General features: G+C 39.0%; 13 protein-coding genes. 9 read left to right on the top strand and 4 right to left on the bottom strand.

What is annotated here, in order from left to right:
• Positions 1–71: 71 nt before the first annotated feature.
• The gene (fabR, locus tag M5121_RS02990) at positions 72–770 is read right to left on the bottom strand and encodes an HTH-type transcriptional repressor FabR (protein WP_249570275.1); all 699 of its coding nucleotides are present in this window, start codon (positions 768–770) and stop codon (positions 72–74) included.
• Between the two features lie 138 nt (positions 771–908).
• Between fabR and M5121_RS02985 the strand changes: the two genes are divergently transcribed.
• Positions 909–1976, top strand: a complete 1068-nt coding sequence (locus M5121_RS02985; protein WP_249570274.1) for a ferredoxin reductase — start codon at positions 909–911, stop codon at positions 1974–1976.
• 14 nt (positions 1977–1990) lie between these two features.
• A complete protein-coding gene (locus M5121_RS02980; protein WP_249570273.1) occupies positions 1991–3085 on the top strand; it encodes a fatty acid desaturase family protein in 1095 nt (364 codons plus the stop codon).
• A gap of 36 nt (positions 3086–3121) precedes the next feature.
• Here the strand turns inward: M5121_RS02980 and M5121_RS02975 are convergent, their stop codons facing one another.
• The gene (locus M5121_RS02975; RefSeq protein ID WP_249570272.1) at positions 3122–3823 is read right to left on the bottom strand and encodes an SIMPL domain-containing protein; all 702 of its coding nucleotides are present in this window, start codon (positions 3821–3823) and stop codon (positions 3122–3124) included.
• A gap of 466 nt (positions 3824–4289) precedes the next feature.
• On the opposite strand from M5121_RS02975, the gene M5121_RS02970 reads away from it, so the two are divergent.
• The 7 genes from M5121_RS02970 (at position 4290) to sohB (ending at position 13656) form a co-directional block, all read left to right on the top strand.
• On the top strand, positions 4290–5660 hold the full coding sequence (locus M5121_RS02970; protein WP_004755817.1) for a diaminobutyrate--2-oxoglutarate transaminase: 1371 nt from the start codon (positions 4290–4292) through the stop codon (positions 5658–5660).
• A gap of 3 nt (positions 5661–5663) precedes the next feature.
• A complete protein-coding gene (locus M5121_RS02965; RefSeq protein ID WP_249570271.1) occupies positions 5664–7196 on the top strand; it encodes a pyridoxal phosphate-dependent decarboxylase family protein in 1533 nt (510 codons plus the stop codon).
• A gap of 523 nt (positions 7197–7719) precedes the next feature.
• Positions 7720–8751 carry a substrate-binding domain-containing protein gene (locus M5121_RS02960; protein ID WP_005157915.1) on the top strand — a complete coding sequence of 344 codons (1032 nt, stop codon included), beginning with the start codon at positions 7720–7722 and terminating at the stop codon, positions 8749–8751.
• Positions 8752–8850: 99 nt separating this feature from the next.
• On the top strand, positions 8851–10230 hold the full coding sequence (pstC, locus tag M5121_RS02955) for a phosphate ABC transporter permease subunit PstC (protein ID WP_087546644.1): 1380 nt from the start codon (positions 8851–8853) through the stop codon (positions 10228–10230).
• Positions 10227–11618 carry a phosphate ABC transporter permease PstA gene (pstA, locus tag M5121_RS02950; RefSeq protein ID WP_283772252.1) on the top strand — a complete coding sequence of 464 codons (1392 nt, stop codon included), beginning with the start codon at positions 10227–10229 and terminating at the stop codon, positions 11616–11618. Before pstC ends, pstA begins: the two co-directional genes overlap by 4 nt.
• Positions 11619–11632: 14 nt before the next feature.
• Complete coding sequence (gene pstB, locus M5121_RS02945; RefSeq protein WP_112987192.1) at positions 11633–12547, top strand: phosphate ABC transporter ATP-binding protein PstB; 915 nt, start codon at positions 11633–11635, stop codon at positions 12545–12547.
• A gap of 146 nt (positions 12548–12693) precedes the next feature.
• Complete coding sequence (sohB, locus tag M5121_RS02940; RefSeq protein WP_249570270.1) at positions 12694–13656, top strand: protease SohB; 963 nt, start codon at positions 12694–12696, stop codon at positions 13654–13656.
• Between the two features lie 32 nt (positions 13657–13688).
• Here the strand turns inward: sohB and M5121_RS02935 are convergent, their stop codons facing one another.
• Positions 13689–14324, bottom strand: a complete 636-nt coding sequence (locus tag M5121_RS02935) for a DUF2238 domain-containing protein (RefSeq protein WP_249570269.1) — start codon at positions 14322–14324, stop codon at positions 13689–13691.
• Between the two features lie 41 nt (positions 14325–14365).
• Positions 14366–14713 (bottom strand): hypothetical protein, encoded by a 348-nt coding sequence (locus M5121_RS02930; RefSeq protein WP_005157904.1) that lies wholly within the window; start codon positions 14711–14713, stop codon positions 14366–14368.
• Between the last annotated feature and the right edge of the window lie 122 nt (positions 14714–14835).

Genomic DNA, 14835 nt, shown 5'->3' with positions numbered 1-14835 from the left:
AATTTGCTTGTAGTTATGATAAATGACAAAGATATATACCAAATGAAGATAGTCTATGCTGATGAAATTGCTTAATCAATTTCCATTTTATCGAAATGACGGGCACCTTCTAAAATCATACGAATCATTACCATGGTTTGCTCTGCAACGTCAGTTCGTTGTTCAGCAGGTAAATCAATCACTTTTGCACCCATATTGAATACCAATTGGGTAATAGCTTTAGCTGCAATGTCAGCATGACTGATTTTACTATTATTCATTTGTTCTAGGCGAATCAGGTCTTCTTGTAATTCTTGCTGAAAGAAATTTAGCTGACGGTCTACAGCGAGTTTATATGAGGTTGAGCCCGTATATCCTTCGCGTAATAATAAGCTGAGATAACCTTCATCGGCATCTAACTGTTGAATGAAAACTTCAACTGAACTTCGAATAATGCTTTGCTGCATAGATGCCTGTAAACGCGCTTCGCGAATGATTTTACGTAATACCAAACCTGCACGATCGATGAGAGCGATAGCCAGTTCATCAATATCTTTAAAATGTCGATAAAAACTATTTGGTGCAATGCCTGCTTCACGCGCTACTTCACGTAAGCTCAAAGATGCAATACTTTTTTGTGGACCAATTAAATTCAGTGTCGCCTGAAAAAGTTCTTCTTTGGTAATGGTTGCTTTTCTTCCAACCAAACGTACAGGAGATTTCATAGCAATGGCATCTTGTTCATTTAGTGAGTCATGACCGAGCGGTAAAAAAGTAGAAGACTGAACCATTATTTTCAAAATATAAGTAAGCTACTCGGGATTATAGCGATTGTCTGACTACTTGGGAAATGTAAATTTTTATACGAATATATATACAAATATATATACATATGTATAATAATTAAAAAATGATCAGAGTTCCCGCTCATGCAAGCAGTCGAAAAGAGAATTTCTCTATTCAATTCAATAGCCCAAAGCGTAATTACGAACCATGATGCCAATTTTTGGCTACAAAAAATCAATCCACTGTGGTCTTTGAATCAATCACTCGCCAAAGTTGTAAAAAAACAAACGGTAGCTAAAGATACAGTTAGCCTTATTTTAGAATGTAATCGTCATGTAGCACGTGGACTCGCAGGGCAACACCATCCTGTAACGGTTGAAATTGCAGGTCGTCATTACGAACGAACATATAGTCTGATGCAGTTAGATGCTGATCATCTGTGCTTAACAGTCAAAAAAGTTGATCAAGGTTTGGTCAGCTCATGGTTGGTCGAAAAAAGCCAAGTTGGAGATATCCTTCGTTTGGGACAACCATATGGTGATATGCAACAGAGTATTCTGACACCAAAGTTACTTTTACTTGCTGCGGGCAGTGGTATTACACCGATGTTGAGCTTGATCGAAAGTTTGAGTCAGACCAAGCAATTGAACAAAACTTCTGTACAACTTATGTACTGGGTCAAAACTCATCAGGACGCTGCATACACAGATTATTTAAAAGAGATCGCAGAAAACTTTCCAAATTTCAGTTATCAGATTTTCTATACCCAAGAACAAGATCAACGCTTGAACCAGAGTTATGTTGATCAAATTTCAGCTTTAAATGAAACCACTGTATATGCCTGTGGTCCATCGGGTTTTGTAAGTACAGCAGAAAAATTATTTTCTTGTGCTGCTTTGCTTCAAACCGAAGCTTTTAGTTTAAGCCAATTTGATGTGGATGCTTCGGAAACTGGTTTTATAAATGTGAGATTGACTCAATCCAACAAAACAGTTGCGATACCTAAAGGGCAATCCATTCTTTCTAGTTTGGAACATCAAGGGATTAAACCTAATCATGGTTGTCGTATGGGCATTTGTAATAAATGCGCCTGCACTAAAGCGCAAGGCTCAACGAAGAATTTGTTGAATGGTTCAGCGAATCATGAACCAGCTCAACTATTAAAAATTTGTGTAAATTCCGCTCAGTCTGATCTAGTGATTGATCTGTAAATGAGAAATTAATTATGAATATGCCTGTTAAAATTGAATATTTTAAAAATCCTAAAAATCGTGATTTAACTGCTTCAGAATTAGAAGCTTTTGCTCGAGAATTAGATCAGATCAAGCAAGAAGTATTAGATGACTTAGGCGAAAAAGATGCGAAGTATATTCGCCGTGTTTATTCCTCAATCCGTTATAGCAGCTTACTCGGACGAGCTTTGTTGTTTGCAGGATGGTTTCCACCAGCATGGTTGTTAGGAACGGGGCTATTGGGTTTTGCCAAAATTATGGAAAACATGGAGTTAGGTCATAATGTGATGCATGGACAATATGACTGGATGAATGATCCAAAATTTAATGGTCAGACTTACGAATGGGATACCGTTGGAACCTCAGATAATTGGCGTCAAACGCATAACTACAAACATCATACTTATACCAATGTGAAAGGTATGGATGATGATGTGGGTTATGGTGTATTTCGTTTATTTCCCGAACAACGTTGGACAAAGTTTACTTTAATTCAACCGATTTATATTGTGCCATTCAGCTTATTATTCCAGTGGGGAGTTGCGATTCAAAATCTTGAACTCGGCAAAGTGATTTATAAGCGTAAATCAATGACGCAATTTAAACGAGAATGGCAACCAGCACAGAAAAAAATAGCGAAGCAACTTTTTAAAGATTATGTGTTTTTCCCATTGATTGCAGGGCCATCGGCAATCCCTGTTTTTACTGGAAATCTGGTTGCCAATGGTATTCGGAATATCTGGACATTCAGTATTATTTTCTGTGGTCACTTTACCAAAGATGCAGAAGTGTTTCCTAAAACAGTGCTGCAAGATGAAAGCCGTGGGCATTGGTATATGCGCCAGATTCGTGGTTCATCCAATTTGACTGGCTCGGAAGCATTTCATATTTTGACGGGACATTTGAGCCATCAAATTGAACATCATTTGTTCCCAGATATTCCTGCACGCCGTTATCGCCAAATTGCACCGAAAGTTGAAGGGGTTTGTAAAAAATATGGTTTGAATTACAACAATGCCAGCTTTGTAAAGCAATTTGGTGAAGTTGTCGGACGTATTTTTAAATATGCCTTGCCGTTAAAAAAATAAATGTTAGGAGAGCGTATGCGATACGCTCCTACGATTTTATTTAAACTGAATCGACCCATTGGCACTGACAGTAATTTTCGATTCACCAGCCGCCATGTCTTGTGCTGGAGCTGCCTCAGCCATTGCAAATTTTGCAACGCCACCACGCATCATGGGTTGAGGGAAGTAATTGCTGGTATTTAAATTTAAACTGACAAGATTATATTGTGCTTTGTTCCACGCTTGCGTGATTGATTGAGCACGCTGTTGGAAGTTTTTAGAAGCCTCAATCATTAACTCATTTTCAACTTTCTTTCGTTGCTCATCAGATACGGTAAAGTTAATAGATTGAGTTTGAAAATTTTGTTGTAGTTCACTGATTAGCTGACTTGCCGCCTTGAAGTCCTTACTTTCTAACTGGATTTCTGCACGGGCACGCCATTCTTTTAATTTATTGTTGTCATTGTCATAAACAGGATAAGTGCTTTGAGCACCCGTTTCGACTTTGACTTGAGAATATTTCCGAGAAAGAGCTTGAGCTTGATTCATCAGTTGATTGATTTGATTTGAGAGTTCTGCAGGTTGCTTATGACTCTTTTCGATGTACAGAACTGCCTGCATTTGATCATTGGCAACTTGGCGTGATGCATCAGCTTGGATATTGACGATATTATAGTTTAATTGGTTGGAATCTTGGGCAAATGCGCTTGAACTGAGAGCTGCACCTAACATCATCGAAGCGAGTGCTAAAGTACGCATAAATTTTTCCTTAAAGTGACGATTAACAAATTATTTTTACAACTTTCATATTAAAAAGAACTGATGTTGAACTTCTGCAGATTTTGTGGTGTCTTTGTAATAAATTTGAGATGTTTTGCAATGAGAAAATAAAATAAAAATATTTAAATAATAAATAGTTATGATGATGGTTTTGACCATTTATCTAAAAATTAATATGTAGATAAAAAAAGCATACTTTCTTTCGCTTGTCACATAGTATGATGATAATTCATCATAGTTAATTGAAAGAAACATTTTTTCAATAATATTAGATGAATGTCAGGCATAAAAAGAGTTTATTTTATTTCAAAATTAGGTATCATCTCGCACCTAGTTGAAAGATATAAAACATTTTGTCTGCACTAGATTCTAAAAAGCACCGAGTCAAACGACCGCAAGTCACCAGACTTATTTCTTTTACCCATATCAGAGATGGTAATTCGATATGAGCGTTACTTCCGTAAACCCTGCCGCTAATGCATCCAACGAATATTATTTGACTCGCCAAAGTCAGATGGAATCAAATGTTCGTAGTTATCCACGTAAATTACCGTTAGCGATAGCGAAAGCACAGGGCTGCTGGGTTACAGATGTTGAGGGTACTCAATACCTCGACTGTTTAGCTGGGGCAGGAACATTGGCTTTAGGTCATAATCATCCTGCGGTGATTCAAAGTATTCAAGATACATTGGCAAGTGGCTTGCCTTTGCATACTTTAGACTTAACGACTCCTTTAAAAGATGCTTTTACTGAAGCACTTTTGGCTTACTTGCCAGGCGGTAAAGAAGAATATTGCTTACAGTTCTGTGGACCATCTGGTGCAGATGCTACAGAAGCGGCGATTAAACTTGCTAAAACATATACTGGTCGTAGTTCTGTGATCAGTTTTTCAGGTGGATACCACGGTATGACTCATGGTTCACTGTCGATGACAGGTAACTTGAGTGCTAAAAATGCCGTGAATGGTCTTATGCCTGGCGTTCAGTTTATGCCATATCCACATGAATATCGTTGCCCACTTGGTTTAGGTGGTGAAGCGGGTGTTGATGCTTTGACTTACTTCTTTGAAAATTTCATCGAAGACGTTGAAAGTGGTGTAACGAAACCTGCTGCTGTGATTCTTGAAGCAATTCAAGGTGAAGGCGGTGTCGTAACTGCACCTGTTAAGTGGTTACAAAAAATTCGTGAAGTGACTGAAAAGCACAACATCGTTTTAATTTTGGACGAAGTTCAAGCTGGTTTTGCACGTTCAGGTAAAATGTTTGCCTTTGAACATGCAGGTATCGAGCCTGATGTTGTGGTGATGTCAAAAGCTGTAGGCGGTGGTTTACCATTAGCCGTGCTTGGTATTAAGCGTAAGTTTGATGCTTGGCAGCCAGCAGGTCACACGGGTACTTTCCGTGGCAACCAGTTGGCAATGGGTACAGGTTTAATGGTTCTAAAAACTATTTCTGAACAAAACCTAGCTCAAAATGCGCAAGAGCGTGGTGATTTCTTACAAGCTGAATTCAAAAAGTTAGCTCAAGAATTCCCATGTATCGGTAATGTCCGTGGTCGTGGTTTGATGATCGGCGTTGAAATCGTTGATGAGCGTAAACCAGCTGACCATATGGGTTCACTTCCTGCTGATGCACAATTGGCTGCGGCAATTCAAACCGCGTGTTTCAACAACAAGTTATTGCTTGAGAAAGGTGGTCGTAACGGTACTGTAATTCGTTTACTTTGCCCACTTATCATCAATCAAGACGAATGTGTTGAAGTGGTTGCACGCTTCAAAAAAGCGATTGCTGAAGCATTAAAAGCAGTACGAGGCTAATCCATGGTTGATTTTGCAGAACATCGTAAAGCGTTACTCTGCAATGATGCACAATCCATTGCTGACTATCAGTCAGCAATGGGCGAAGCGGTTAAAGCCGTTTCAGCATGGTTGCAAAATGATAAAATGTACACAGGTGGAAGTATTAAAGATTTGCGTGCAGCAATTTCTTTTCATCCATCAAAAGAAGGTTTAGGTGTACAACAATCATTACAACGTATGGTTGAGCTTTTCCTCAACAAAAGTTTAAAAGTACATCATCCACACTCACTTGCACATTTGCATTGCCCAACGATGGTGATGAGCCAAATTGCGGAAGTGTTAATCAATGCAACGAACCAATCTATGGATTCATGGGATCAAAGCCCAGCGGGTTCATTGATGGAAGTTCAGCTTATTGATTGGTTACGCCAAAAAGTGGGCTATGGCGCAGGTCAAGCAGGTGTATTCACCTCTGGTGGTACACAATCAAACCTGATGGGTGTGTTACTGGCGCGTGACTGGTGCATCTCGAAAAACTGGCAAGATGAAAACGGCAAGCCGTGGTCAGTTCAGCGTGATGGTATTCCAGCAGAAGCAATGAAGAACGTCAAAGTCATCTGTTCTGAAAATGCACATTTCTCTGTGCAAAAGAACATGGCAATGATGGGTATGGGTTTCCAGTCTGTTGTCACTGTTCCTGTGAACGAAAATGCACAGATGGATGTGGATGCACTGGAAAAAACTATGGCGCATCTTCAGGCTGAAGGCAAAATCGTAGCATGTGTGGTAGCGACAGCAGGTACAACCGATGCGGGTGCGATTGATCCGCTCAAGAAAATCCGTGAAATTACCACCAAGTATGGTTCATGGATGCATATTGATGCGGCTTGGGGTGGTGCACTGATTCTTTCCAATGACCATCGTGCAATGTTAGATGGTATTGAATTATCCGACTCAATCACACTTGATTTCCATAAACATTATTTCCAAAGCATTAGCTGTGGCGCTTTCTTGTTGAAAGACGAAGCAAACTATCGCTTTATGCATTATGAAGCAGAATATTTAAACTCTGCTTATGATGAAGAACATGGTGTACCTAACCTTGTGTCTAAATCATTACAAACGACACGTCGTTTTGATGCATTGAAATTATGGATGACGGTTGAAGCATTAGGCGAAGAGCTTTATGGTTCAATGATTGATCATGGTGTGAAATTAACACGTGAAGTTGCAGATTATATTAAAGCAACAGCGGGTCTTGAATTGTTGGTTGAACCACAATTCGCTTCAGTCCTGTTCCGTGTCGTACCAGAAGCTTATCCTGCTGAATTTATCGATAGCTTAAACCAAAACGTGGCAGATGAATTGTTTGCTCGTGGTGAGGCGAATATTGGTGTAACCAAAGTGGGTAATGTTCAATCATTGAAGATGACCACTTTAAGCCCAGTTGCAACGCTTGAAAACGTTCAAAACTTGCTTGCACTTGTGTTGGCAGAAGCTGATCGTATTAAAGATGCAATTGTCGCAGGAACTTATGTTCCAGCGATTGACTAATCGATTTGCTTTCTAAGAGAAAGGCACATTCATGTGCCTTTTTTATTTTTTAGTCTGTGAGATTGAGCTTGGAAAGATTTAGCTTATCTGAATATACCTTTAATTTAATCTCAAGTAATTTTCGGAATAGCTTAAGATAGACGTGTAAATGGCTATTGGAAACCTGATTTTATTTCATTTAGAACCAAGTCGACGGATTAAAACTAATATTACATAGACATTTGTCATATAGTTTTCATTACTAAGGTCGTCAAATTTGTATTTCTAGTTTGATTTCTTATATGTCGTGTTTTAAGTAAAAAATTATAAATTACAATCATTAAGATAATTTTCTTTTGCTATTTTTATCAAAAAATTCTTTTCTTTATGACTGAAAATTTTCAAATAAAAAATGATCATCATAAAAGCGTCATAAAGTTGTCACTTAATTGTCATATTATCTCCTCAAAATGCAGTTAACTAAAGTACAACACTTGAATTAAAAAGAGTTGTAAATCAAATTGTATAAATGAGAGAAAACAGAATGCGCTTAAATCCACGTCATATCGCAATTGCATTAGCTGTATCTGGAGTAGCCGTAGCAACAACTGCGAATGCAGCTCGTGATACGATTCAAATCGCTGGTTCTTCAACTGTATTGCCATATGCAAGTATTGTTGCTGAAGACTTTGGGAATACCTTCCCGCAATTTAAAGCACCCGTTGTTGGTTCAGGTGGTACTTCAGGTGGTTTAAAGCAATTCTGTCAAGGTGTTGGCGATAATACCATCGATATTGCAAACGCTTCACGTAAAATTAAAGATTCTGAGCTTGCTGCATGTAAAAAAGCAGGCGTAAATCAAGTTCAAGAAATCAAAATTGGTTATGACGGTATTGTATTTGCGTCTAACTCAAGAAAGGGTGCTTATAACTTAGATCCAGTACATGTGTTTACTGCATTGGCTGCACAGCTTCCTTCAGGTGGTAAATTGGTTCCAAACCCATATACACGATGGAACCAAATTGATGATGACTTACCAAATGAACCGATTACTTTAGTTATTCCAGCAACAAACCATGGTACGCGTGAAGTGTTCCAAGAAAAAATGGTTGAAGCGGGTTGTGAATCATTTGCTTATTTCAAAAACTTAGATAAAGAAGCTCAGAAAAAAGCGTGCTCTACATTCCGTAAAGATGGTCGCGTAATCGAAATCGCTGGTGACTATACAGAAACTCTTGCTCGTTTAAAAACTTCTCCTAATGCAGTGGGCGTATTTGGTTTAGGTTTCTATGACCAAAACCGCGATAAATTACGTGTTGCGACAGTAAATGGTGTATTACCTTCTGAGAAAACAGTTTTAAGTGGTCAATACCCAGTATCTCGTGCACTTTACTTCTATGTGAAAGGCGAGCATTTAAAATCAATTAAAGGTTTACCACAATACGTAGAATATTTCTTAAATAAGAAAGCTTCTGGTAAAGGTTCTAAATTAGAAAAAGCTGGCTTGATCAGTATGAGCGATAAAGAACGTGCAAAAGTTCTAGCTGATTTCAAAGCGGGTAAAACAGTTAAGTAATATTGTTAAAAGGGAGGCTGGTGCGACTTAGGTTCATCAGCCTTTTTGTCTAACTAAGTTTTTTCAAATGATGAAAATTGAGAAAACAGTGGAGATTACATGAATCTGCTACTTATCGGTGTGTTATTAGCCCTTGTGGCAATTGCATATCAAATCGGGCTGAGCAAAAGCCGTAACCTAGCAGGTAAGGGAAACAACTCAGCAACTTTGCATTCACGTCCAGGTTATTATGGTGCGTTGGTCGCTTTGTGGTGTGGTGTTCCTGCTTTTTTAATTTTGATCATTTGGAACTTGGTCGAACCAAGTGTCCTTCAACATATTATTTTTAACAATATTCCAGCATCGGTCAGTGCAACTTTAGATGAAGCAAGCCGTGAGGTTTTAATCGATCGTGTTCAAGCGATTGCCTCTGGTTTTGGGGTTACAGATCATCCAGCAGCTTATGAGCTAGCAGCTGCACAACAACTTGCTAAATTTGAAACCATAGGTTCTTTTGCAAAATTGGCAATCGTAATTAGTGCTGGTTTAGCAGGTTTAGTTTGGGCAAAGCGTCATGTGAGTCAGCAATTTCGTGCTCGTAATCAGGTTGAAAAAGCCATTAATGTTGGTTTGATCCTATGTTCTGGTGTAGCGATTCTCACAACGATTGGTATTGTACTGTCAATGTTGAGTGAAGCATTACATTTCTTCCGTTTTGTTAGTCCAGCAGATTTTTTCTTTGGCACAGAATGGAATCCAGGTTTTAGCACGTCAGGTAATGCAGAGGGAAGTTACGGTATCTTGCCATTAATTTGGGGTACTTTAATGGTCAGTGGTATTGCATTATTAGTTGCAGTACCAGTGGGATTGATGATTGCGATTTATCTAGCTGAATATGCATCTCCAAACTTACGCTCTTGGGCAAAGCCAACAATTGAAGTATTAGCGGGTATTCCAACCATCGTTTATGGTGTATTTGCTTTAATGGTCATTGGTCCATTCTTCAAAATGATTGGTGAAATTGTTGGTATTGATATTAATGCAACAAGTGCACTGACTGCGGGTTTTGTCATGGGGATTATGATCATCCCATTTGTTTCATCGCTTTCAGATGACATTATTACTCAAGTTCCTCGCGCGTTACGTGATGGTTCATTGGGTTTAGGTGCAACCAAATCAGAAACGATTCGCCAAGTTGTATTACCAGCAGCATTACCGGGTATTACAGGGGCATTTCTACTTGCAGTGTCTCGTGCTGTAGGTGAAACCATGATTGTGGTACTTGCAGCAGGGAATAGTCCATTATTGCATGCAAATCCATTTGAAGCGGTTTCAACAGTGACCGTAACCATTGTTAAACAGTTAACTGGTGATACAGATTTTGCGAGTCCACAAGCATTGGTGGCATTTGCACTTGGTTTAACTTTGTTTGTGATTACTTTGGGTTTAAACATTATTGCACTATATATCGTGCGCAAATATCGTGAGCAATACGAATGAGTTCAAATACATCTCCTCTGGATCAGAACGTATTTGATCCACAAGTAGCTGCTGAACAACGTAAGCAGCGTAAAGCAATCATTCAAAGCTCTCTAGCAAAGCGTCATCGTAAAGAAAAGGCATTTCGCTTTGCAGGTTTCTCTGCGGTGATGATTGGTCTTGCATTTGTTGCTTTATTGTTCGTTAGCATTTTAGCAAAAGGTTTGCCTTCATTTTGGCAAAGTAGTATGACCGTTCCTGTGTATTTTGATCCTGCAATTATTAATGTAGGAGCAAAGCCAAAGCAGACTGCTGGTGAGACACCTGCTCATTTTGAAGAGCGCTTTGTGGCTTGGCAAACTGAAATGGGCATGGTGGATTGGGATGCACTTATTGTTAATGGTATTGTGGCTAAAGATCCAGCACTTGAGTCACAACGTGATTATTTGAATAGTTTGTACACGAGTTCAGAAGCCTATCGTTTACGTGACATGGTGCTTGAGAATCCAGCATTAATTGGTACTAAAGAAGAGATTAAATTCTTAGCGGACGCCAATGTGGATGTGTGGTTAGCAGGTAATATTGATCGTTCTTTACCAGATGACCAACAGCAGCTTGATCCAGAAGTTCGTCAACTTGCAGATAAACTAAAAGCAAATGGTATTATTGAAAATACATTTAATACGAATTTATTTATCAGTCCAGATTCTCGTAGCTCACCAGCAACAAGTGGTTTAGCGGGCGCGTTTATGGGTTCGTTATTCATGATGTTGATTGTAATCTTGATTTCAATTCCAATCGGGGTTGCAAGTGCGATTTATCTTGAAGAATTTGCACCTAAAAACATCATGACTGACATCATTGAAGTCAATATCAACAATTTGGCTGCTGTACCTTCGATTGTATTTGGTCTACTCGGCGCGGCGATTTTTATTGGTTGGATGCATTTACCATTGTCTGCACCGTTGGTTGGTGGTCTGGTACTCAGTCTCATGACTTTACCAACCGTGATTATTACCACACGTGCTTCATTAAAAGCTGTGCCACCTTCAATTCGTCAGGCAGCGCTTGGCTTAGGTGCATCAAAAGTTCAAACAGTGTTCCATCACGTATTACCATTGGCATTACCGGGTATCATGACAGGATCAATTATTGGTGTTGCACATGCTTTGGGTGAAACCGCACCATTACTATTAATTGGTATGAGTGCTTTCGTTGCGAGTGTTCCAGCTACGCCACTGGATCAGGCAACAGCCTTACCTGTACAAGTTTATTTATGGCAGGGAAATGAGTTACGTAACTTCTTTGAAGGACGTACTGCTGCTGCGATTATTGTGTTACTTGCATTAATGATTGGTTTAAATAGCCTTGCAATTTGGCTTCGTAAGAAATTTGAAGTGCGTTGGTAGTTGAGGAGAGTACAATGAATACGATTGAAATTATGAACGCATTAGAAAAGGATAAGTCAGTGAATCCACAGCAAACAGAATCGAATTCATCTGAAGCACAAGTTCAGCAATCTAATACTGCTTTTGTTTCTCAGTTTGAAACGGCTTCATCAAATAAAAAGCCTAAAAGCAATGAAGTAAAAATCACGACCAAAGATGTTCATGTTTACTATGGTGAAACTGAAGCGATTAAAGGTATTGATCTTGATATCTATCAAAATGAAGTGATTGCTTTTATTGGTCCATCAGGGTGTGGTAAATCGACTTTCTTGCGTACTTTGAATCGCATGAATGATACGATTGATACTTGTCGCGTAACAGGTAAAGTCACTCTAGATAATCAAGATATTTATGATCCAAATCTTGATGTGGTTCTACTACGTGCGCAAGTTGGTATGGTATTCCAAAAACCGAATCCATTTCCTAAATCAATTTTCGATAACGTAGCTTATGGTCCTAAGCTACATGGCTTAGCTCGCGATAAATACGATTTGGAAGAAATCGTTGAAAACAGTTTACGTAAAGCTGGTCTGTGGGAAGAAGTGAAAGATCGTCTCAGCCAACCAGGTACTGGTTTATCAGGTGGTCAGCAACAACGTTTATGTATCGCGCGTACTATTGCTGTAAGTCCAGAAGTCATCTTAATGGATGAACCATGTTCAGCACTGGATCCAATTGCGACCGCAAAAATTGAAGAGTTGATTTCAGAACTTTCTGAACAGTATACCATTGCGATCGTAACTCACTCGATGCAACAAGCTGCACGTGTTTCTGATCGTACTGCTTACTTCCATTTAGGTGATTTGATCGAAGTCAATTCAACTGAAAAAGTCTTTACTCAGCCTGATCATCAATTGACTGAAGCTTATATTACGGGTCGTTTTGGTTGATTCTTGCTTAATAAATTAAAGAGCCTTCGGGCTCTTTTTTTATGAGATAGATGAAAATGAATCTATTTTGCAAAATCACTATTGAATTTTTATTCAACAGGCCACATCTTAGTCGAATAAAGCCGAACTTATAGAGCACTTACTTTATGTTATTCCATTTACCTAAATTTCCTGCTGAAATTCGTATTAGTCATTTAAATGCGCGTGTGAATGAACAAAGAAAAAGAATTGCACAAACAACAGCATCTCGTTTGGAATTACTACAACTCGTTCAACAACTTGCTAAAGAAGCAAAGATTCGAAAAAAGAATGATCAAAAAATTTATGTGCTTGACTTTAAAGGTGATGTGCAAGCATCTGGGGTAGATACTATTCGTGAAGAAATTACTTTAATTTTAGCAACTGCAAAAGCAGGACATGACCGTGTCGTTGTACGTTTAGAAAGCCCTGGTGGTATGGTTCATGGTTATGGTCTAGCTGCTGCTCAATTGGTTCGTTTACGTGATGCCGGTTTTAATGTCACGATTTGTGTGGATAAAGTCGCTGCAAGTGGCGGTTATATGATGGCATGTATTGCCAATGAAATTATTTCTGCTCCTTTTGCGGTTGTAGGTTCGATAGGAGTGGTTGCTCAAGTTCCAAACTTCAATCGTTTATTGAAACAACACAATGTTGATTTCGAGCTGTATACTGCGGGTGAATACAAACGTACTGTGACGATGTTTGGTGAGAATACGCCAGAAGGTAAAGCGAAATTTGAAGAAGAGTTACAACAAACACATTCTTTATTTAAGCACTTTGTTGAGAAGTATCGTCCACAATTAGATGTTGCTAAGGTTGCAACAGGTGAGCACTGGTATGGTGAAGATGCACGTGAATTGAACTTGGTTGATAAATTACAAACTTCTGATGAATATTTGTTAAGTCTATTACCAAAACATGATGTCTATATGATCAATACCCGCAAACGTCCTACATTTGGTGAAAAACTGGGTTTGCAGGCGGCACAAATGGCTGAGACTCTGATTCCAACGGTGATGGGTAAAATCGCTGATAGCCTCGCCAAGGCAAACAGCACGTTGGTTCAGATGCGTGACCCTAAGTTTTAATCAATTTGTCCTGATCAAAGAAAAGCACCTGTTTAAGGTGCTTTTCTTTTGCTTTTGCCTAAATAGAGCAGCCCTGTAAAGATTGATCCGATTGTGGCCAGAAACATATCCTTGTGTGCATCCCACATATCTCCCTGCTGTCCATTATAGTTTTCTGCATCTTCAGGCGATAAACCAATGGATAGTCCCCATTCGAGCAACTCATAGAGCATACTGGAAGCCATCACAAACTGGATCACCAGCAGGAACAAAGTCAATGGTTTTGCGGTAGGAAACCAGACCTGAAAACAACGGAGAAAAAATGGGTAAAGCAATAATCCATAAGCAAAATGCACCAGTCGATCATACATGTTGCGAGACCAGCCCATCACCTGATTCAGGTCAAAATGAAATAGAGACTTTAACCATTCATTGTAAGGCACATAGGAGTACAAATAATGTGCCGCAACAATATGGATGAAAAGGAAAAGCAGGTACAAGCAAAAACTGGAAAAATTGATGCCTATTTTTTTCATGCTGATGATCAGCACAACCAGCATAAACACGGTGCCCACCTGATGCAGGAGATAGGACTCAAGCTCAAGCGGCTGTATGCTGGCAATTGCCACGGCAAGGGCGATGACCCCAAGCGCAATATAATGTTTTAAACCAAGTTGTTTTTTAATCATGCTGCATCCGAGAAGAAATAATCATCAGGCAGGTTGATTTATCATTGTTCGGTTGAAACTGGTATTAAAGGTGACGCTGCAACCCCACCAAGCGCCTGACAAGCCTGTAGATAGAGCTGGTACTTTTGTTGTACAACTTCATCGAGTGGAATGTCAAACAGGTCTTCACCATTTTTATACTGTTCAATATAGGTGCTGGCTTTGTCCTTGTTTGCGGCAAGGGTCTGTTGATAAAAATTGGTAATGGAAGAGGTGGCAAGCTGGCTGGTCTCCACGTTGCTACATTGGAAACGCTGTAAAATTTTTTCAGCACGTTTGACTTCACTTGATTGTCCAAATACACATCCTGTTAATTGGGCAATCACAATCAGCACGCATAAGATCTTCATGATATTTAGAATAAAAATTTTTAAAGATTGTTATTGTATATAGAATTTATTCTGTAAATAAATTAATTATGTCTAATATAAGCAATTAAATGAATTAAATAGTTTGGCATAAAATCCAGTTT

Origin of the sequence: Acinetobacter sp. ANC5681, from assembly GCF_023488045.1 — a bacterium.
GTDB lineage: Bacteria > Pseudomonadota > Gammaproteobacteria > Pseudomonadales > Moraxellaceae > Acinetobacter.
This window is presented reverse-complemented; position numbering and strand designations above follow the sequence as displayed.